This window comes from Rhodobacter maritimus (assembly GCF_058747975.1).
The window spans coordinates 263426-283871 of sequence record NZ_CM179095.1 but is presented as its reverse complement, the minus strand read 5'-3'; the positions used below and the strand labels follow the sequence as shown (position 1 = coordinate 283871).

The window sequence follows — 20446 nt, the reverse complement described above, 5'->3', positions numbered from 1 at the left end:
CGCCCGAACCCATCTAGTTGACGATAGTTGCGAAAAAATGTGTTAAGATTTCAATGTAGTGAATCTTGCAGGTATTCCATGTTCAAAATGACTTTTCAGACACTCGTCGTTATTTTCCTGACGATGCTTATCGCCGGACGCGAAGATCCGGCCGCACCGCAGGGTGGCACGGCGGGCCATGTCGTGGCGGAAGCGGCACCCGAGGCGCCCGCCCCTGGCATCCTGCGGGCCGCAACCATCGCCGAACGCGAATCCGACCCGGTCCCCGCCGCGCTTGTCACCCCTGCCGCGGTCACGCGCATGCCAGGCCCCGCCCTGCGCCCCTCGCCCGAACATCGCGTGCGTGAAAAGGCCGCCCCGGCCGGGCGCGAGATCTGGCGCGTCGGCGCCAACCGGCTGAACGTGCGGGCCGGCCCCTCGACCGGCAATCCGGTGCTGGCGACATTGTCGCGCGGCGAAGAGGTTCTCGTCGTGTCCGACCCCTCGGCAGGCTGGGTGCAGATCCGCATCGAAGGCGACGGCGTCGAGGGATGGGTATCGCGCAAGCTGCTGACGCCGCAGCACTGATCCCGCCGCATCGCCCTTGCGCTTTTCCGCATGCCTGCCTATCCCCTGCGAAACCCCGCAGGCAGGATGCGCATGACCAAGACAATCCTCATCACGGGCTGTTCCTCGGGGATCGGCCATGACGCCGCGCACGGGCTGTCCCGCGCGGGCTGGCGCGTGCTGGCCACCTGCCGCAAGCCCGAAGACTGCGCCCGCCTGACCGAAGAGGGGCTGGAAAGCTTCGTTCTGGACATGGCCGACCCCGCCTCGATCGAGGCCGGTTTCGCCGAGGCGATGAAGCGCCTTGGCGGGCGGCTGGACGCGCTTTACAACAACGCAGCCTTCGCCTGCCCCGGCGCGGTCGAGGATCTGCCCGCGGGCGCGCTGCGCGAGATATTCGAGACCAACCTTTTCGGTCTGCACGACCTGACCCGGCGCGCCATCGCGGTCATGCGTGCCCAGGGGCACGGGCGCATTCTTCAATGCTCTTCGGTGCTTGGCCTTGTCGGCATCAAATGGCGCGGGGCCTATGTCGCCACGAAATTCGCGCTGGAAGGCCTGACCGACGTGCTGCGGCTGGAAATGCGCGAGACGCCGATCAGGATCGTGCTGATCGAGCCCGGCCCCGTCACCTCGCGGATCCGCAAGAACTCGATCCCGCATTTCGAACGCTGGATCGACTGGCGCGCCTCGGCCCGGCGCAGCGAATACGAAGGCAGCCTGTTGCGCCGCCTTTACGAAGACCGCGCCCCCGACCGGTGGGAGCTTCCGCCCGCCGCCGTCACCGCGAAGATCCTGCGCGCGCTGGAAAGCGAGAACCCCGCGCCCCGCTACTACGTCACCACGCCGACCTACCTGATGGGCATCGCGCGGCGCATCCTTCCGGCCCGTGCGCTGGATTGGGTCACCGCGCGCGGTTAGGCATTTTCGGTTCGCTTTTGGCGCGCGCGCCGCTATGTCTAGCGGGCGAACATGGGGGCAAGATGCGCAACGACCCGCTTTTCTACATCGTCGCCGCCGCGACGCTGGCCGTGCTGGTGATCCTGATGATCGGCATCGGCGGCTTTGCACGCGGCGGAGATTTCAACCGCAAACACGCCAACCGCATCATGCGGCTGCGCATCATCGCGCAGGCGATCGCGATCGCGCTGATCCTGCTGTTCGTCTGGTTGCGCAAAGGAGGCTGAGCCATGGTCGTTCTGAACAAGATCTACACCCGCACCGGGGATGCCGGCGAAACCGCGCTGTCCGACGGCACGCGCGTGGCCAAGCATGCGCGGCGCGTGAAGGCCTACGGCACCGTGGATGAGCTGAACGCGACCGTGGGCCTCGCCCGGCTTCATGCCTCGCCCGAGGTCACGCAAAGCCTTGCGCGCATCCAGAACGACCTGTTCGACCTTGGCGCCGACCTGTCGCGCCCCGACATGGAGCGCGACCACGAGGCCGGTTATCCCGTGCTGCGCATCGTCGACACGCAGGTCAGTCGCCTCGAAGCCGAGATCGACGCGATGATCGCGCGGCTTGAACCGCTGCGCAGCTTCATCCTTCCCGCGGGATCGGCGCTTGCCACCCATCTTCACCTGTGCCGCACCGTAGCCCGGCGCGCCGAACGCGAAGCGGTCGAGCTTTCGGCCACGGAGTCGACGAATGCGGCGGCCGTGAAATATCTTAACCGCCTGTCGGACTGGTTCTTCGTCGCCTCTCGAATCGCCAATGACGATGGTCGCGCCGATGTGCTCTGGGTGCCCGGCGCCAACCGCTAGACGGCGCCATGCCGCCCCGCAAGCGCTGATAGCGCAAACGATTTCCTCAACGTAACGTCTCAAGGCGCCAAAATGTCGATTTTGGACTGTCCCTGCGGAACATGAGCAGGTAACAAATCGGCCGAGAGCGTAATCGACCGCCCTTCCGGGGCGGATCCAAACCTGAGGGAGACGCATGCCAATGAAGGTATTGGTGCCTGTCAAGCGTGTGATTGACTACAACGTTAAGGTTCGCGTTAAGGCGGACGGGAGCGGTGTTGATCTTGCGAATGTGAAGATGTCGATGAACCCGTTCGACGAGATTGCGGTGGAAGAGGCGATCCGTCTGAAGGAGAAGGGCGGGGCCGAGGAGGTCGTGGTCGTCTCGGTGGGTGTGAAGCAGGCGCAGGAGACGCTGCGCACGGCGCTTGCGATGGGTGCGGACCGTGCGATCCTGGTGGTTGCGGCCGATGACGTGCATCAGGATATCGAGCCGCTGGCGGTGGCCAAGATCCTGGCGAAGGTTGTCGCGCAAGAGGGCCCGGGCCTCGTGATCGCGGGCAAGCAGGCGATCGACAACGACATGAACGCGACGGGCCAGATGCTGGCGGCGCTTCTGGGCTGGGGCCAGGCGACCTTCGCCTCCGAGCTTGAGATTGCGGGCGATGCGGCGAAGGTGACGCGCGAGGTCGATGGCGGGTTGCAGACGATCTCGGTCAAGCTTCCGGCGATCGTGACGGCGGACCTGCGTCTGAACGAGCCGCGCTATGCGAGCCTTCCCAACATCATGAAGGCGAAGAAGAAGCCGCTGGAGGAGAAGACGGCGGGCGATTACGGCGTGGACGTGACGCCGCGGCTGAGCGTGGTGAAGACGAGCGAGCCGGCGGGCCGTTCGGCGGGGATCAAGGTGGCCTCGGTGGACGAGCTTGTGGGCAAACTGAAAGAGGCGGGGGTGATCTGATGGCGGTTCTTCTTCTGGGTGAGGTGACCGACGGTGTCCTGTCGCTGGACGCGACGGCCAAGGCGGTCAGCGCGGTGCGGGGCCTGGGCGATGTGACGGTGCTCTGCGCGGGGGCGAAGGCGTCCGATGCGGCGGCGGAAGCGGCGAAGATCGCGGGGGTTGCGAAGGTGCTTTGCGCCGAGGATGCGAGCCTCGGGCATCGCCTGGCGGAGCCGACGGCGGCGCTGATCGTGGCGCTTGGCGCGGGCTACAGCCATATCGCGGCGCCGGCGACGACGGATGCCAAGAACGTGCTGCCGCGGGTTGCGGCGCTGCTGGACGTGATGGTGATCCCGGATGTGACGGCGGTGGTCGATGGCGACACGTTCGAGCGGCCGGTCTATGCGGGCAACGCGATCCAGACGGTGAAGTCCTCGGACAAGGTGAAGGTTCTGACGCTGCGCACGACAAGCTTCGACGCGGCGGCGACGGATGGCGCGGCGCCGGTCGAGACGGTTGCGGTGGGCGCGGATGCGGGGCTGTCGTCCTGGGTGGAGGACAAGCTTGCGGCGTCGGACCGTCCGGAACTGACCTCGGCGAAGATCGTGGTGTCCGGTGGCCGCGGTGTCGGGTCGGAGGCGGATTTCGCGCTGATCGCGGCACTTGCGGACAAGCTTGGCGCCGCGGTGGGCGCCTCGCGCGCGGCGGTGGATTCGGGCTACGCACCGAACGACTGGCAGGTCGGCCAGACCGGCAAGGTCGTGGCGCCCGAGCTTTACATCGCGGTGGGGATCTCGGGGGCGATCCAGCACCTGGCGGGGATGAAGGACAGCAAGGTCATCGTTGCGATCAACAAGGACGAGGAGGCGCCGATCTTCCAGGTCGCCGATTACGGCCTGGTCGCGGACCTGTTCTCGGCGGTCCCCGAGCTGACGCAGAAGCTGTGACGGGTGGGGGTTTTGCACCCCCACACCCCCGCAGGATATTTCCGCTCTGAAGAAGCCCCGGCCCCGGAGTGAAGTCCCCGCGGAGCAGCACAGAACCAGAAGGGCCCCGCATCATCGCGGGGCCTTTTTTGTCAGAGCAATTTGGTGATTACCGGGGCAAGTGCCTCAGCCACTTCTTCATGGATGCGCGGCCCCGGCATGTCGGCTGCGGCGGGCGCCTCTGTCGGTGGAAAGACCATGCCTGCCAGACCCGCCTGGCGCGCGGCCGGGGACGGGGTCACCTCGACGACCAGATCGGCATAAGGCCGGACGTGGTCCACCATCGCCCCGGTAACCAGCGCCGGTTCGCTTCCCAAGGGGGGCAACCATGCCCGCGTATAGTAATCCCGCAGCCAAAGGATGACCTTCGGGCCATCGATCCGGTCAAGCAGGGTCCGCATCCGTGAAACCCAGGTTGCCTGCAGTTCCGACGCAAGCCGCGCGAAGGCTTCGGGAGCCTGATCGTGCAGGCTTTCCAGCATGTGTCGCGTGAAGCTGAATTCCGCAAAATCCGCACCCGGGAACAGATCGCGCATCAATGCCGATGCCCTCAGAAAGCGGTCATTACGCCGTGGGTGCACCGCGTAGAAGCGGTTCGACATATTCGCCGCCCCCATCAGCTGAATGACCGACATCCTTGCGGCCCTGGTGACTTCGGATAGGAACGGCTCATGCGCGAAGAGATCCGGCCCCGCATTGAGGTAACCGAGATTTACCACAGGCACCTGCAATCGCCGCTCCAGAAGCGCGGGCCAGGGATGCTCCACGAACTTGCCATATGTTTCGCTACCCCCCAGGGCCAAGCAGAATTCTCCGGCAAGGCTGCGCCGCGGACCACGAAAGAGGAGCTTCGAGCATCCATAGCGACAAGGCGCATAGTCCAATGCGCCCGAACCCGTAAATTCATAAGTCATTTCCCACCTCAGTCATCGACTCACCCGCCATGAGTCTGCCCGCGAACTCTTGCCAAACACCTAAGGAGAAAATGCCGGCTTTGCCGCACGCGTGCTTGCGCCCAGCAGCGTGGGGTGCCTATTGTCAAGACGCGGAAAAAATGAGGCGCATGGATGAGCATTGAGAGTGTGGGGATCGTGGGTGCGGGTCAGATGGGCAACGGGATCGCGCATGTCTTCGCGCTTGCGGGGTTCGAGGTGCTGATGACCGATATCAGCCAGGACAGCCTGGACAAGGCGCTTGAGCTGATCGAGCGCAACCTGGAACGCCAGGTCTCGCGCGGGAAGATCCCGGCTGCGGACAAGGCCGCCACGCTGGGGCGCATTTCCACGACGCTCAAGCTGACCGATCTGGGCCGCTGCGATCTGATCATCGAGGCCGCGACCGAGCGCGAGACCGTCAAGCAGGCGATCTTCGAGGATCTGCTGCCGCATCTGAAGCCCGAGACGATCCTGACCTCGAACACCTCGTCGATCTCGATCACGCGGCTGGCCTCGCGCACCGACCGGCCCGAGAAATTCATGGGCTTCCATTTCATGAACCCCGTGCCGGTGATGCAGCTGGTGGAACTGATCCGCGGCATCGCCACCGACGAGGCGACCTACAAGGCACTTCTGGCGGTGGTGGAGAAGATCGGCAAGACCGCGGCAAGCGCCGAGGATTTCCCCGCCTTCATCGTCAACCGCATCCTGATGCCGATGATCAACGAGGCGGTCTACACGCTTTACGAGGGGGTGGGCAACGTGCGCTCGATCGACGAGTCGATGAAGCTGGGCGCGAACCACCCGATGGGGCCCTTGGAGCTGGCCGATTTCATCGGGCTCGACACCTGCCTTGCCATCATGAACGTGCTGCATGACGGGCTGGCCGATACCAAGTATCGCCCCTGTCCGCTCTTGACAAAATATGTCGAGGCGGGCTGGCTGGGACGCAAGAGCGGACGCGGCTTCTACGACTATCGCGGCGAAATCCCCGTGCCCACGCGGTGATCCCCAAGCCCTAACGTGTGCTCGCGCAGCCAGGCAAGGAAACCGCGCGGATTTTGCAGGCTTTCGCGGATGTCGTCGGCGCTCATCGCTTCGCCGATGATCGGGGATTGCGGCTTGTTCAGCGCGGCCTTGATCTCGTGCAGCAGAAGCCCCTGGCGCAGCGTCGCCGAAAGCTTGTTGGCGATCTGATAGAGCCGCGTGTTGTGCCCCGGAAAGCGGATCGGAAGAACCGCCGCCTGCGAGCGCGTCAGCATCTTCGCGGTGAAGGGGTTCCACTCGCCCTCGATCGCGGGGCCAAAGAAGGTTTCCGAATGGGCGACGCGCCCGGCCGGGAACAGGATGATGACGCCGCCGTTGCGCAGATGGCTCATGCAGGCGTTGCGCATCTCCAGCCCGGCCTCGCGGGCGTTCTCCTCATGCGGAAAGGGCACCGGGATCAGGAATTCCGCGATCTCGGGGATGCCGGTCAGAAGCGAGCGGGTCAGGATCTTGTAATCGGTGCGCACCCGCCCGATCAGTTCGGCCAGCACCATCCCGTCGACAAGGCCGTGCGGGTGATTGGCAACCACGACAAGCGGCCCGGTGGCGGGGATGCGTGCCACCTGCTCGGCAGGGGTCAGAACCTCGATCCCCATGATCTCGAGCGCCTGCGGCCAGAACGGCTGACCAAAGGGGGCGCCGCGGCGCTCGAACTTGCGGATCAGGCGCAGCAGGGTGATCTTGGCGGTCAGCCATTCGATCAGGCGGATCGCATTCGATTTCCACGGATTGGTGAAGGTGCCCGCATAGGACAGCCGCCCCTTGTCATAGGGTTTCGAGATCGGCGCCTTGGGCGCGGTTTCATGCCTGTCGTTCACCTGAACCCTCTCGCGGCGCGAGATCAGAAATCCTCGCCGAAGCGGTTTGCGACCAGTTCTTCAAGCGCGACGGCCAGTTTTTCCGCCTCTGCGCCGCTGGTCTTCACCTCAATAGAGGTTCCCTTCGAGGCTGCCAACATCAAAAGCCCCATGATCGAATCGCCGGAAACCTGCATTCCGTCCTTCTCGACCTCGGCGCGGGCGTCATGCGCCTCGACCACCTCGACGAAGCGCGCGGAGGCGCGCGCATGCAGGCCCTTTTCGTTGATGATCTTGAGAACCTTCACCGCCATCACTTCCCGTTCGTTCCGCATACCGAATAGCTGTTGATGTATTTCCGCCCCGCATCCAGCGCCGCCGCCACCGCCGCATGGACGCCGAGGCTGCGCGATTTCGCAAGCTTGATCAACAGCGGAAGATTGGCGCCATAGATGATCTCTCGCTCGCAGGCCTCGCAGGCCATCAGGCTGAGATTGGACGGCGAGCCGCCGAACATGTCGGTCACCACCACGACGCCGCCGCCGCTGTCGACCGCATCGGCCGCCGCACGGATTTCCGCCTGTTTCGCGGAACGGTCATGATCGTCCTCTATGGTGATGGCGCGAATCCCGTCCTGCGGGCCGACGACATGTTCGACCGCGGCGAGGTACTCCCGCGCCAGACCACCATGTGCCACGATCACGATCCCGATCACGCGCCGCTTCCCGTTTTCCCCGCGCCGGCCGCTATGGATCGGCGCTCAAGCTCCCGGTGCCGTTTAGACACCTGCCACCCTGCCTCCGCAAGCGCTTTGGCCATGCTTTCCGTTACGGCAACAGAACGGTGTTGCCCTCCGGTGCAGCCAAAGCCCACGGCGACGTGACTCTTGCCCTCTTCCCTATGCGCGGGCAGCAGAAACAGCAACAGATCGCGCACCATCGTGAAGAATGTCTCGAATCGCGGATCGTCGGCAACATATTGCGCGACGGCCGCGTCGCGCCCGTCCCCCTCGCGCAGCGCGGGCACCCAGTGCGGATTGGCCAGGAAGCGGCAGTCGAACATCATGTCCAGGCCGCGCGGCACGCCCCGCTTGTAGGAAAAGCTGTGCAGCGACACCGCCAGCCTTTCGACCTGCCCGATATCGAACCAGCTTGCGAGTTCAGCCTTGAGATCGTGCGGCGACAGGCCGGTCGTGTCGATCAGCACATCGGCCCGCACCCGGATCGGCGTCAGGATGTCGATCTCTTGCGTGATCCCCGACATGGGCGCATCCGAGGGCGCAAGCGGATGGCGCCGCCGCGTCTCGCTGAAGCGGCGGATGAGCTCGTCCAGCGAGGCGTCCAGATAAAGCACCTCAAGCCACAGATCGGGGTTGCGCGTCAGCCTGTCGATCAGCTCGATCAGCGCGGTGGCCGAGAAATCGCGGTTGCGCACGTCGATGCCAAGCGCCACGGGGCGGTCGATCGGCCCGTCCAGAAGGCGCGGCACCATGCTCAGCGGCAGGTTGTCGATCGTCTCGTAGCCCAGATCCTCCAGCGCCGAAATCGCGGTCGAGCGGCCGGCACCGGACGGGCCGGTGACCAGCACCACCCGCAATCCGGTTCTTGCATCGATCCCGCGGTCATTCCCGTTCATGCGACCCTCCTGCCCTTTAGATATTGCAGAATTGCCGCAGGGGAACAGCCCTGCGCGGAAAATACCAGCGGCAGCGATATGCCCAGGATCTCGGTCACCCGGTGCGGCGGCAGGCGGTCGGGTTCGGGGCGGTCCAGATCGACCACCAGAACCAGCCGCGCGGTGTCCAGGGGGGGCGCCTCCAGAAGGCCGATGCCCCGCGCCTCGATCCGGCCCCGGATCGCGGCCGGCGCGCTTGCCCACAGCGCCCCGTCCCGCCGCGCCACACCCACCCGGTCATCCGAGACCAGTTGCGCGCCCAGTGCCATCAATTCAAGCCCGAGCGCGGATTTGCCCGCGCCCGAGCGGCCCAGGATCAGAACCCCGCGCGCCGCGTCAAGCGCGACCGCAGTCGCATGAAGATTGACCGCTGCCTCCGGTGCGGCACTCAAACCGGCAGGCCGACCACGAAGCGCGCGCCAAGCGGCTCCGAGGTGATGTCGGCATTGGTCGGGCGCACGTTCTCGGCCCAGATCACGCCGCCATGCGCCTCGACGATCTGCTTCGAGATCGCAAGCCCCAGCCCGGAATGATCGCCGAACTGGCCCTCGGGGCGCTGCGAGTAGAAGCGCCGGAACACCTTGGCCAGGGCCTCGTCGGGAATGCCGGGGCCGGTATCCTCGACCACGACAAGCACGCGGTTTTCACGCTGCCGGGCCCAGACGCGCACCGCATCACCCTCTTCGCAGAACGAGATCGCGTTGGTGATGAGGTTCACGAAGACCTGCGCCAGGCGCGCCTCGAGGCCCATGATCCGGATCGGGTGGTCGGGCAGGTCCGTGATGAACTCGACACCCTTCTGGTTGGCCTGCTTGCCAAGATATTCCGAGAGGTTGCCGATCATCTTCATGAGATCGAAGGCTTCCTCTTCCTCTTTCACCAGCTCGGAATCCAGCCGCGACGCGTTCGAGATGTCGCTGACCAGCCGGTCCAGCCGGCGCACGTCATGGTCGATCACATCGAGAAGCTTGCCGCGCTGATCGTCGCGCTTGACCATGTGCAGCGAGGCCACCGCCGAACGCAGCGAGGCCAGCGGGTTCTTGATCTCATGCGCGACATCGGCGGCGAACTGTTCGTTCGCGTCGATCCGGTCGTAAAGCGCCGCCACCATGCCCCGCATCGCGCCCGACAGCCGCCCGATCTCATCCGGCCGTGCGGTCAGGTCGGGGATGCGCACGCGCGACGGGCTCATCTTGCGGGCGTTCTTGTCGCGCCCGATTTCGGCCGCGGCGGCCAGATCGCTCAGAGGGTTGGCGATGGTTGAGGCCAGCACGAGGCTGAGGCCGATCGACACGATCACCGCGATGACGAACATCTGCAGGACCTGCTCGCGCTCCACCCGGACAAGCTGGTCGATCTCGCCGGCGACCGAGGTCAGCCCGACCACGCCCACCACCTGGTTTCCGTGGCGCACGGGCGTGGCGACCGCAAAAATCGCGGCCCCGGCCGGCGTCTTGCGCGAAGCGACCTGGGTGGTTCCACCCAAGGCTTCCGGCACCAGTTCGCGCACCATCTCCTGCACGCTGGCGGGTTCGCCGTCGACACCCTTGTCCGCGAACAACCCCGCGATCCCCTCCCAAAGGCGGTTCAGGAAATCGGTAATCAGGGTCGAGCGATGATCGACGCCGAAGCCATGAACTTCTTCCGGTGGCCGGCGTGCAACGCTGTCGGAACCGCCGATCAAGTTGCTGCCGGGGTCGAAAACGAACAGCTCCGCCCCGTCGGGCAGCTCCAGCTCGGCAATGGTGTCGGTCACGTCGATGCCATCGCCGGCCGCCATGTTGACCGGCACATTCACCGGCAGGATCGCCTCAAACACATCGGCGATCAGCTGCGCTTCATTCACCAGACCAACTTCGCGTTGCAACACCAGCGAGGCACGGAAAGGATTCAGGTAAAGAACTCCGGCGACAAGCACGATCATCGCCAGCAGGTTGAACGTGATGATCTTGCGGGCAAGCGGCGAGCGGTTGATCAGGATGAAGCCACGCTTCTGGCGGCTTTCCTCCAAACCTTCCCCGACCTCGGCCGAGACCCAGTCTTCGCCGAGCACGACATCCGGCTTGGCTCTTTTGGGTCTGGCCCTACCCAATCCTATCCGTCCCGCGATTGTCATTCTTCGTTGTAACGATAGCCGATGCCGTAAAGCGTTTCGATGGCGGAAAACTCGTCATCGGCGCTGCGCATCTTCTTGCGCAGGCGCTTGATGTGGCTGTCGATGGTGCGGTCGTCAACATAGACCTGATCGTCATAGGCCACGTCCATCAGCTGATCGCGCGACTTCACGAAACCCGGACGCTGCGCGAGCGCCTGCAACAGCAGGAACTCGGTGACGGTCAGGGTGACTTCCTTACCCTTCCAGGTTACCGAATGGCGCAGCGGGTCCATCGTCAGTGAGCCGCGTACGATGACCTTGTTTTCCTCGCTCGTGGCGACCTCACCAGTCGAGATCGCCTCCTGCCGGCGCAACAGCGCACGGATGCGTTCGACCAGAAGCCTCTGGGAAAAGGGCTTTTTCACATAATCGTCCGCGCCCATGCGCAGGCCCAGAACCTCGTCGATCTCATCGTCCTTCGAGGTCAGGAAGATCACCGGCATCGAGGTTTTCTGCCGCAGGCGCTGCAACAGATCCATCCCGTCCATGCGCGGCATCTTGATATCCAGCACGGCCATGTCCGGCATGCGCTTGTTGAACGCATCAAGTGCGGCCTGGCCGTCATTATAGGTCTCGACCTCGAATCCCTCGGCCTCGAGCGTCATCGATACCGAAGTAAGAATATTGCGGTCATCGTCGACCAGCGCGATTCTCGACATCTTTGGCTATCCTTCACTGCTCATATTGTTGTTTTGCGCCATTGTCCGCTTTCCCGGGGGTGGAATCAACAAAGAGTTTCGAATCGGCCGTCAATCCCGAATCAGCACAGCGTAAAAAACCGGAGGTTTGACTAATTTGCCTCACCTTTTCGTGGTGGTTGCGCTAAACCGGCACTGGTTGCGCTAACTACGGCAATGCTTTCTGTTCCATCACGAAACCGACATGTTATAGGGCGAGCATCCTCCGGGCTCTGCCCGGCCGGATCGGTATCCCTTGGCCCTGGATACCGCCAGGAACCGTAGAACTGCCGCGCGGCGGCATCGGGAGCTTGCAGATGATCAATGGACGTGTGAACCCGGAGAACCGGCTTGAAGACCAAGGAATTTCCGGCCTGGGCAACGTTTATTACAACCTGATCGAACCCGCGCTGGTGGAAGCCGCGCTGAACCGCGGCGAAGGCACGCTTGGCAAGGGGGGCGCGTTCTACTGCACCACCGGCAAGCATACCGGCCGCTCGCCCAAGGACAAGTTCGTGGTCCGCACCGCGGGGGTTGAAAACTCGATCTGGTGGGAAAACAACGCCCCGATGGACCCGGCGAAATTCGATGTGCTGCATGCCGACATGCTGGCGCATATGAAAGGCAAGGATTTCTTCGTTCAGGACCTTTATGCCGGCGCCGATCCCGAACTGCGCCTCGACGTTCGCGTCGTCACCGAACTGGCCTGGCACGGGCTGTTCATCCGCCACCTGCTGCGCCGCCCCAACGCCGACGAGATCGCGGGCTTCCAGCAGGAATTCACCATCATCAACTGCCCCAGCTTCAAGGCCGATCCCGCGCGCCATGGCTGCCGCAGCGAAACGGTGATCGCGCTGAACTTCGAGAAGAAGCTGATCCTGATCGGCAACACCGCCTATGCGGGCGAGAACAAGAAATCCGTCTTCACGCTGCTGAACTACCTGCTGCCCGAAAAGGGCGTGATGCCGATGCACTGCTCGGCCAACCACGCGATCGGCGATGCGGGCGACACGGCCATCTTCTTCGGCCTGTCGGGCACCGGCAAGACCACGCTGTCGGCCGACCCCTCGCGCGTGCTGATCGGCGATGACGAACATGGCTGGTCGGATCGCGGCACCTTCAACTTCGAAGGTGGCTGCTATGCCAAGACCATCAACCTCAACCCCGAGGCCGAACCCGAGATCTACGCCACCTGCTCGAAATTCGGCACCGTGGTCGAGAACATGGTCTTCGACAAGGACACCCTCGAGCTTGACTTCGAGGACAACAGCCTGACCGACAACATGCGCTGTGCCTATCCGCTGGACTATATCTCCAACGCTTCGGACAGCTCGCTTGGCGGCCACCCGCGCAACGTCATCATGCTGACCTGCGATGCCTATGGCGTGCTGCCCCCGATCGCGCGGCTGACGCCGGCGCAGGCGATGTATCACTTCCTGTCGGGCTTCACCTCGAAGACGCCGGGCACCGAGGTCGGCGTGACCGAGCCGCTCCCGACCTTCTCGACCTGCTTCGGCGCCCCCTTCATGCCGCGCCGCCCCGAGGCCTATGGCAACCTTCTGCGCAAGAAGATCGCCGCCTTCGGCTCGAGCTGCTGGCTGGTCAATACCGGTTGGACTGGCGGGGCCTATGGCACCGGCAAGCGGATGCCGATCAAGGCCACCCGCGCCCTTCTGACCGCGGCGCTGGACGGGTCGCTCAACGATGCGACCTTCCGCAAGGATCCGAACTTCGGCTTCGAGGTTCCGGTCTCGGTCCATGATGTCGACGATACGCTGCTCGACCCGCGCAAGACCTGGGCTGATCCGGCCGCCTATGACGCGCAGGCCGCCAAGCTGGTCGAAATGTTCTCGGCCAACTTCGCGCAATACGTCCCCTTCATCGACGAGGACGTGAAGGCCGCCGCGATCGGCTGAGCGCATTATCGCACCTGATCTGTGGCCGGGATGGGGTTCCATGCCGGCCGCTTGCATTTTCCGCCCCCGGCAATCCCCCTTTGCGCAGCCCGCCAGCGGGTCCATAGTGGGCCCATGCACTACGGGGCGCCGATCCTTGCTTTGGCCGCGCTGGTCGCGGGGCTTGCCCTTGCGGCCGCGGCACGCATCGCCCTGCGCCACCGCCATCCCCGCCCCATGGGGCCGCATCCCGCGACGACGGCCCTTGCCCCCGATCCCGCCGCGCGCATTCCCGCCGCCCTGTCCGGCGGGCTGGCGGCCCATCCGGGGCTGAACGGCATCCACATGCTGATCGACCCGATGGACGCGCTTGCCGCCCGGATCGAGATGGCCGAGGCCGCGGATACCTCGATCGACGCGCAATATTACCTTTGGAAATCCGACACGGCGGGGCTTTTGCTGCTGAACGCGCTGCGCGCCGCGGCCCGACGCGGGGTTCGGGTGCGGCTGCTGCTGGACGACAACGGCACCGCGGGCCAGGACGATATGCTCGCCCTTCTCGACGCCGAGGAGAATATCGAGGTGCGCCTGTTCAACCCCTTCCCGATGCGCCGAGCGCGGGTGCTTGGCTACCTGTCGGATTTCGCCCGCCTCAACCGGCGCATGCACAACAAGGCGATGATCTTCGACGGCACAGTCACGATCCTGGGCGGGCGCAATATCGGGGACGATTACTACAGCACGCTGTCGGGCAACTTCTTCATGGATATGGACATTGCCGCCGCCGGTCCCGTGGTGGCCGATGTCGCGGCGCAGTTCGACACCTACTGGAACGCGGCCCCCGCGATCCCCGCCCGCGCGATCCTGCGCCCCGTCGCGCCCTCGCGCGCGCAGGCCCTGTCCGAGGCCGAGGCGACGCTTCTGTCGCGCCCCGAGGCGCGCGCATATCACGCGGCCCTGCGCGAAACCAGTTTCGCCGGGCGCCTGCTGCGCGGCGAGATCCCCCTGAAATGGTGCAAGGCCACGCTGATTTCCGATCCGCCCGAAAAGGTTCACGGACGCGCGCATGCCCGTGACATGCTCTGGCGCTATCTGCGCCGCTCGCTTGGCAGGCCCGAGACCGAACTGTTGCTGATATCGCCCTATCTCGTGCCGACCCGCAGCGGGGCGATGGCGCTGCGGCGCTTCGCGCGGGGCGGGGTGCGTGTGCGGATCCTGACCAATTCATTCGCCAGCACCGATGTGGGCATCGTGCATGCCGGCTATGCCCATTGGCGCAGGCCCCTGCTGCGTGCCGGGGTCGAGCTTTATGAATATACCCCTGACGCCACCGCAGGCCGCGCCCATCCCGACCTTCTGGGCAAGCGGATCAAGGGCACCTCTCCGTTTTCGCGCAACAAGCTGCACGCAAAGGTTTTCGTCGTCGACCGGCGCCGCGTCTTCATCGGCTCGTTCAACTTCGACCCCCGCTCACTGCGTCTGAACACCGAGCTTGGCGTGGTGATCGACTCCGAGGCAGTCGCCGGGGAAATCGTGGAAGGCTTCCTGCGCGAGGTGCCGCGCAACGCCTGGCGTCTGTCGCTGACGCGAACGCTGCGGCTGCGCTGGACACGGCCGGGCATGCCCCCGCTGACGCGAGAGCCGCAGACCTCGTGGCCGCAGCGCGCCTTTGTCGTCATCGCCTCATGGCTGCCGATCGAGTGGATGCTTTAGGCCCCGGCCTATTTCTTCCGGCTGCGCTTGACCTTGCGCGCGACCCCGCGGTCCCGCGCCTTTTGCGCCGCCGACTTGCGCCCGCGCACGCCCCCCTTGCCGCCGCGCCCACCCGCGGGCAGGGGCTTGCCCTCAAGCTCCAGCAGTTCCAGCATCAGCCCGCCGGTCATCGGAACCGCCTCGGCCAGGCGCACCGTCACCCGTTGGCCCACGCCGATCTCAAGCCCGCTGTCGGCGCCGCGCAGCGCCTGTCCGTCGCGGTCGTAATGGAAGAACTCGCGCCCGATCGAGCGCACGGGGATCAGCCCGTCTGCCCCCGTCTCGTCCAGCTTCACGAAGGCGCCGAAACGCTGCACCCCGCTGATCCGGCCCGTGAACTCGCTGCCCACCCGGTCGGCCAGATAGGCGGCCAGATAGCGGTCGGTCGTGTCCCGTTCGGCCGCCATCGAGCGCCGCTCGGTATCCGAGATATGCTTTGCGGTCTCTTCCAGCACCTCGATATCGGCCGGGCTCAGGCCATCGTCGCCCCAGCCATGCGCCGCGATCAGCGCGCGATGCACGATCAGGTCCGAATAGCGCCGGATGGGCGAGGTGAAATGCGCGTAAGACCGCAGCGCCAGACCGAAATGGCCAAGGTTCTGCGGGTGGTAATAGGCCTGCGTCATCGCGCGCAGCGTGGTGATGTTGAGCAGCTCGTCGAACTCGCTGCCCTCGGCCTGCGCCAGAAGCCGGTTCAGATGCGCGGTCTTCAGCACCTGCCCCTTGGCAAGCGAGAAGCCCGAGGCCTCGGCCACCTCGCGCAGCGCATCAAGCTTTTCGGGGCTTGGCTCTTCGTGGACGCGGTAAAGCAGCGGGCGGCGCAGGCGTTGCAACTCTTCGGCCGCGGCGACATTGGCCAGCACCATGAACTCCTCGATCAGGCGATGGGCATCGAGCCGCTCCTTGAAGGCGACCGAGGCGACCTTGCCCTCCTCGTCGATCACGATCTGGCGTTCGGGCAGGTCAAGCTCCAGCGGCTGGCGCGCGGCACGGGCGCGGGTCAGCGCGTTGTAGCATTCGTAAAGCGGTGCGATGACCTCTTCCATCAGGGGCGTCAGGCGTTCGGACGGAGCGCCGTCGCGCGCGGCCTGCACCTCGGCATATTCCAGCGAGGCCACGGATTTCATCAGCCCCCGCGTGAACCGGTGCGAGATCTTGTTGCCCGCGCTGTCGATCTTGATGCGCACCGCAAGGCAGGCGCGCGGCACGAATTCATGCAGGCTGCACAGATCGCCCGAAAGCCGGTCGGGCAGCATCGGCACCACCCGGTCGGGGAAATAGGTCGAGTTTCCGCGGTTGCGCGCCTCGCGGTCCAGCGCGCTACCGGGGCGCACATAATGCGCGACATCGGCAATGGCGACCCAAAGCACGAAGCCGCCCTCATTCGCCGGATCGTCGTCGCGGATCGCAAGGCAGGCATCGTCCCGGTCGCGCGCATCAGCGGGGTCGATCGTGACAAGGGGCAGATCGCGCAGATCCTCGCGCCCGCCAAGCGGGGCAGGTTCGGCCGCGTCGGCCTCGGCGATCACCGCATCGGGAAAATCGTCGGGAATGCCATGCTGGTGGATCGCAATCAGCGACACCGCCCGCGGCGCCGCCGGATCGCCCAGCCGTTCGGTGATGCGCGAGCGCGGAAGCCCGAGCCGCCCCTTGGGGCCCGCGCGCTCGGCCTCGACCAGTTCCCCGTCGCGCGCATCGAGGGTCTGGCCCGGCTCGACCTGCCATTCCTTGTCGTCGCCCTTGTCGATGGGCAGGATGCGCCCGCCCTCGGCCGTCTTGCGGAAGATGCCCACCACCTTATGCGCGGCACTGCCGATCTTGCGGATCAGCCGCGCCTCATAGCCGTAATCCTCACCGCCGACCTCTTGCAGGCGGGCCAGGATGCGGTCGCCCCCGGCCAGGGCCGGGTCCGAGGCGCGGGGCAAGAACAGGATGCGCGGCGGATCGCCCTCGCCGCTCCATTCCATGGCGCGGGCAAACTGATCGCCCGAGGCATCGGGCGGCAGGATCTGCACCACGCTGACCGGCGGCAGCTTTTCGGCATCGCGGTAGCTGCGCTTGCGCCGCTCCAGCAGACCCTCGGCCGCCATCTCCTTCAGCAGGCGCTTCAGCTCGATCCGCTCCGCGCCCTTGATCCCGAAGGCCTTGGCGATATCGCGCTTTGCCCCGGCGCCGGGATTGTCGGCAAGCCAGTCGAGGATCTGCTGCTTGGTCGGGATCTGGGTCATGGCTCAGCCTTATCACGGCCCGAATGCCGCGTCATGTTGCGTGATATGTTCCGCCCGGTCCGCGCGGGAATGCCGGTCAGGCGAAATAGTCCTGCAGGATACGCAGATAGACCTGCTTGAGCTGCCCGATCTGCGCCACCTCGACCCGCTCGTCGACCTGATGCATCGTCCGGCCCACAAGGCCGAATTCGACGACAGGGCAGTGATCCTTGACGAAACGCGCATCCGATGTGCCGCCCGAGGTCGAAAGCACCGGGCGCAGGCCGGTCTCTGCCGCGACGGCCTCGGCTACCAGATCGACGAAATCGCCCGGCGGAGTCAGGAAGCTTTCGCCCGACACCTCGGTGCGCAGCGCGAAACCGACCCCGGTTTCGGCCTCGGCTGTAGTCATAAGGCCCTCGGCCCAACGGGTCAGGTCGGCGCTGGAATGGGCATCGTTGAAGCGGATGTTCACCGTAGCCGACGCCTTGGCCGGGATCACGTTATTGGCCGGGTTGCCGCAATCAATGGTGGTGATCTGCAGGGTCGAGGCATCGAAGTGGGCGGTGCCTTCGTCCAGCGGCCGTTCGGTCATCCGCGCCAGAAGCGTCACCAGCGCATGCAGCGGGTTCTTCGCCCGGTGCGGATAGGCCGAATGGCCCTGCACGCCCGTCGCCTCGATGAAGAAGGTCATCGAGCCGCGCCGGCCGATCTTCATCATCTCGCCCATGCGTTCGGGGCAGGTCGGTTCACCCACAAGGCAGACGGCCATCCGCTCTTCCTGCCGGTCCATCCAGTCCAGGATCGCGCGGGTGCCGTCCAGCCCCGCCCCCTCTTCGTCGCCGGTGATCGTCACGATGACCGCGCCGTCGGGCGGCGTGAGGGTGACAAAGTCCACCGCTGCCGCGACGAAGGCCGCGACGCCCGATTTCATATCCGTCGCGCCGCGCCCCCAAAGGATACCGTCACGGATCTCTCCTCCGAACGGATCTTGCGTCCAGGCCGCGGTATCGCCTGCCGGCACCACGTCGGTATGGCCGTTGAAGCCGAAACTGCGCACGGCCCCCGCCGCGCCCCAGCGGGCAAAAAGATTGGCGATACCGTTGCGGTCGACCCGCACACATTCGAACCCGGCCTGCGACAGGACCTTCTCCAGCAGTTGCAGCGCACCGCCTTCGAAAGGCGTTACCGAAGGGCAGCGGATCAGCTCCGCGGTCAGCTTGACCGGATCGAGCGGCATGGCGGTCTCCTGTATCTTGCGCAAGGCTTAGCCGCCGCTGCGCATCCGCACAACTGTTGCACGCATACCACCGCCGTGCGAATCGAATCACCATTTGAAAAGAAAACGTCGCAATCCGGCAGGGTTGCGCCATAAATTAACAAAAAATAAACTCCCGAGGCGGGGCAAGCACAAGGAACCAAAGAGTTCCGATCGAGTAGTCCATATCTGGCTGAGAGCCAGAGCTTTCAGTCAGTGTTTGCACTGCCTCCAAGGGATTGGGGGCGGAAATGCCGGTAAATGGCAGCGAGTTGACCTATAACACCAACGCCTCTGCGATGCAGATGGCGCAGGCCATTTTCGGTTCTGGAGTGACGGTCACCCGCGCCAGCTATACCGGAGACAGCCGGTCCTCGGCCATCTGGAGCAATGGCGACACGATCTCTCCGGATGTCACGCCCTCGGATACCGGCGTGATCCTGTCGACCGGCTATGTGACCGATTTCACGCAGCGCAACGGCGACCCGAACCGTTCGTCCAGCACATCGACCAATACCAGCGGACGGAACGGCGACGACGATTTCGACGATCTTGCCGGCACGCGCACCTATGACGCGGCCTGGCTGGACGTGGATTTCGTGCCGACCGGCAACGTGATGACGATCCAGTTCGTCTTTTCCTCTGAAGAATATCCCGAATACGTCAACTCGATCTACAACGATATCGTGGGGGTCTGGGTGAACGGCGCACCCGTCGATCTGGTGGTGGGCAACGGCAACACCTCGGTCACGAACATCAACGGGAACAACAACGAAAACCTTTTCATCTCCAACCAGAACGACGACTACAACACCGAGATGGATGGCTTCACGGTCACCATGACGCTGACTTTTCCGGTCAACCCGGGGGTAACCAACTCCATCCGTATCGGCATCGCGGATGCATCGGATTCGAACTACGATTCCAACCTGCTGATCGCGGGTGACAGTCTTCAGACCTCGCTGATCGCCATGGAAGACGTGGTCGAGATGTTCCCCGACCAGACGCGCGTCGTGGATGTCCTGAGCAACGATCTGAACTTCACCGGCGGTACGCTGACGATCACACATATCAACGGCGTGGCAGTCAGCGCAGGCGATACGGTAACGCTGGCCTCGGGCGAGCAGGTCACGCTGAACGCCGATGGAACCTTCTCGATCACGGCGGATGCCGATACCGATACGATCAGTTTCACCTACGGGATCCAAAGCTCGACCGGGTTGACCGATACGGGCTTTGTTACGGTCACCACCGTGCCCTGCTTCGTGGCCGGAACGCGGATTGCCACGCCCGACGGGCACCGACCGGTCGAAATGCTCCGGCCCGGCGATCTGGTGCTGACGCATGATGACGGCCCGCAGCCGCTGCGTTGGGTCGGCCGGCGGAGCGTTGCGGCCATGGGGGCCCATGCCCCGATCCGCATCAGCGCCGGGGCCTTCGGCGCGCATCAGACGCTGATGGTATCGCCCCAGCATCGCGTGCTTGTGCGCGATCACCTGGCCGAGCTTCTGTTCGGCGATACCGAGGTGCTTGTCGCCGCGAAGGATCTGGTGAACGGCCGCAGCGTGACCATCGTCGAGGGCGGCACCGTGGAGTATGTCCACATCCTGTTCGACCGCCATCAGGTGGTCTGGTCGGCCGGGCTTGCCACCGAAAGCTTCCTGCCCGGCCCCCATGTCCTTGGCGGTTTCGAAGCCGCCGTCCAGCAAGAGATCTGCGCGATCTTCCCCGAACTCGACCCGAGGACAGGCGCTGGCTACAGCCCTGCCGCACGGCGCCTGCTGAAGGGCTATGAGGCGCAGGTACTTCTGTCACAGGCAGAGGCGGCCTGACCG

Annotated in this window: 20 protein-coding genes; 10 read left to right on the top strand and 10 right to left on the bottom strand. The window is 64.8% G+C overall.

Going from position 1 to position 20446, the window contains the following annotated elements; genetic code table 11:
- Window positions 1–78: 78 nt before the first annotated feature.
- The 6 genes from AC4PTO_RS01395 (at window position 79) to AC4PTO_RS01370 (ending at window position 4175) form a co-directional block, all read left to right on the top strand.
- Window positions 79–567: an SH3 domain-containing protein gene (locus AC4PTO_RS01395; protein ID WP_492731190.1), complete on the top strand. Its 489-nt coding sequence runs from the start codon at window positions 79–81 to the stop codon at window positions 565–567.
- A gap of 72 nt (window positions 568–639) precedes the next feature.
- Window positions 640–1467, top strand: a complete 828-nt coding sequence (locus tag AC4PTO_RS01390; RefSeq protein ID WP_492731188.1) for an SDR family NAD(P)-dependent oxidoreductase — start codon at window positions 640–642, stop codon at window positions 1465–1467.
- 62 nt (window positions 1468–1529) lie between these two features.
- Window positions 1530–1733: a twin transmembrane helix small protein gene (locus AC4PTO_RS01385; RefSeq protein WP_492731186.1), complete on the top strand. Its 204-nt coding sequence runs from the start codon at window positions 1530–1532 to the stop codon at window positions 1731–1733.
- A 3-nt stretch (window positions 1734–1736) separates the two neighbouring features.
- Window positions 1737–2309: a cob(I)yrinic acid a,c-diamide adenosyltransferase gene (locus AC4PTO_RS01380; RefSeq protein ID WP_492731185.1), complete on the top strand. Its 573-nt coding sequence runs from the start codon at window positions 1737–1739 to the stop codon at window positions 2307–2309.
- Window positions 2310–2490: 181 nt separating this feature from the next.
- On the top strand, window positions 2491–3249 hold the full coding sequence (locus AC4PTO_RS01375; protein WP_492733493.1) for an electron transfer flavoprotein subunit beta/FixA family protein: 759 nt from the start codon (window positions 2491–2493) through the stop codon (window positions 3247–3249).
- The gene (locus AC4PTO_RS01370; RefSeq protein WP_492731183.1) at window positions 3249–4175 is read left to right on the top strand and encodes an electron transfer flavoprotein subunit alpha/FixB family protein; all 927 of its coding nucleotides are present in this window, start codon (window positions 3249–3251) and stop codon (window positions 4173–4175) included. The genes AC4PTO_RS01375 and AC4PTO_RS01370 overlap by 1 nt, the downstream gene beginning before the upstream one ends.
- Window positions 4176–4306: 131 nt before the next feature.
- Here the strand turns inward: AC4PTO_RS01370 and AC4PTO_RS01365 are convergent, their stop codons facing one another.
- Window positions 4307–5128: a DUF6473 family protein gene (locus tag AC4PTO_RS01365; RefSeq protein ID WP_492731181.1), complete on the bottom strand. Its 822-nt coding sequence runs from the start codon at window positions 5126–5128 to the stop codon at window positions 4307–4309.
- A gap of 153 nt (window positions 5129–5281) precedes the next feature.
- On the opposite strand from AC4PTO_RS01365, the gene AC4PTO_RS01360 reads away from it, so the two are divergent.
- Complete coding sequence (locus tag AC4PTO_RS01360) at window positions 5282–6157, top strand: 3-hydroxybutyryl-CoA dehydrogenase (RefSeq protein ID WP_492731179.1); 876 nt, start codon at window positions 5282–5284, stop codon at window positions 6155–6157.
- Here AC4PTO_RS01360 and AC4PTO_RS01355 read toward each other — a convergent pair.
- From AC4PTO_RS01355 to AC4PTO_RS01325, 7 genes are read right to left on the bottom strand one after another with little or no spacing between them, the layout of a single operon-like run.
- Window positions 6124–7014 carry a lysophospholipid acyltransferase family protein gene (locus AC4PTO_RS01355; protein ID WP_492731176.1) on the bottom strand — a complete coding sequence of 297 codons (891 nt, stop codon included), beginning with the start codon at window positions 7012–7014 and terminating at the stop codon, window positions 6124–6126. The two genes, AC4PTO_RS01360 and AC4PTO_RS01355, sit on opposite strands and share 34 nt — an antisense overlap.
- Window positions 7015–7037: 23 nt before the next feature.
- A complete protein-coding gene (locus AC4PTO_RS01350; protein ID WP_492731174.1) occupies window positions 7038–7307 on the bottom strand; it encodes an HPr family phosphocarrier protein in 270 nt (89 codons plus the stop codon).
- Window positions 7307–7708 carry a PTS sugar transporter subunit IIA gene (locus tag AC4PTO_RS01345; protein ID WP_492731171.1) on the bottom strand — a complete coding sequence of 134 codons (402 nt, stop codon included), beginning with the start codon at window positions 7706–7708 and terminating at the stop codon, window positions 7307–7309. The genes AC4PTO_RS01350 and AC4PTO_RS01345 overlap by 1 nt, the downstream gene beginning before the upstream one ends.
- On the bottom strand, window positions 7705–8628 hold the full coding sequence (gene rapZ / locus AC4PTO_RS01340; RefSeq protein ID WP_492731169.1) for an RNase adapter RapZ: 924 nt from the start codon (window positions 8626–8628) through the stop codon (window positions 7705–7707). The genes AC4PTO_RS01345 and rapZ overlap by 4 nt, the downstream gene beginning before the upstream one ends.
- Complete coding sequence (locus AC4PTO_RS01335) at window positions 8625–9059, bottom strand: HPr kinase/phosphorylase (RefSeq protein WP_492731167.1); 435 nt, start codon at window positions 9057–9059, stop codon at window positions 8625–8627. The genes rapZ and AC4PTO_RS01335 overlap by 4 nt, the downstream gene beginning before the upstream one ends.
- Entirely contained in the window at window positions 9056–10783 is a 1728-nt protein-coding gene (locus tag AC4PTO_RS01330) for a sensor N-terminal transmembrane domain-containing protein (protein ID WP_492731165.1), read from the bottom strand. Before AC4PTO_RS01330 ends, AC4PTO_RS01335 begins: the two co-directional genes overlap by 4 nt.
- Window positions 10780–11481 carry a response regulator transcription factor gene (locus tag AC4PTO_RS01325; RefSeq protein ID WP_492731163.1) on the bottom strand — a complete coding sequence of 234 codons (702 nt, stop codon included), beginning with the start codon at window positions 11479–11481 and terminating at the stop codon, window positions 10780–10782. The genes AC4PTO_RS01330 and AC4PTO_RS01325 overlap by 4 nt, the downstream gene beginning before the upstream one ends.
- Window positions 11482–11816: 335 nt before the next feature.
- Here AC4PTO_RS01325 and AC4PTO_RS01320 point away from each other — a divergent pair, with 335 nt between their 5' ends.
- On the top strand, window positions 11817–13415 hold the full coding sequence (locus AC4PTO_RS01320; RefSeq protein ID WP_492731161.1) for a phosphoenolpyruvate carboxykinase: 1599 nt from the start codon (window positions 11817–11819) through the stop codon (window positions 13413–13415).
- 114 nt (window positions 13416–13529) lie between these two features.
- Window positions 13530–15107: a phospholipase D family protein gene (locus tag AC4PTO_RS01315; protein WP_492731159.1), complete on the top strand. Its 1578-nt coding sequence runs from the start codon at window positions 13530–13532 to the stop codon at window positions 15105–15107.
- 8 nt (window positions 15108–15115) lie between these two features.
- Here AC4PTO_RS01315 and rnr read toward each other — a convergent pair whose 3' ends face one another.
- Complete coding sequence (rnr, locus tag AC4PTO_RS01310) at window positions 15116–17374, bottom strand: ribonuclease R (RefSeq protein WP_492731157.1); 2259 nt, start codon at window positions 17372–17374, stop codon at window positions 15116–15118.
- A 76-nt stretch (window positions 17375–17450) separates the two neighbouring features.
- Window positions 17451–18593, bottom strand: coding sequence for a succinyl-diaminopimelate desuccinylase (gene dapE, locus AC4PTO_RS01305; protein WP_492731155.1), 1143 nt, complete (start codon window positions 18591–18593; stop codon window positions 17451–17453).
- A 269-nt stretch (window positions 18594–18862) separates the two neighbouring features.
- Here dapE and AC4PTO_RS01300 point away from each other — a divergent pair, with 269 nt between their 5' ends.
- Entirely contained in the window at window positions 18863–20443 is a 1581-nt protein-coding gene (locus AC4PTO_RS01300) for a Hint domain-containing protein (protein WP_492731153.1), read from the top strand.
- Window positions 20444–20446 lie beyond the last annotated feature (3 nt).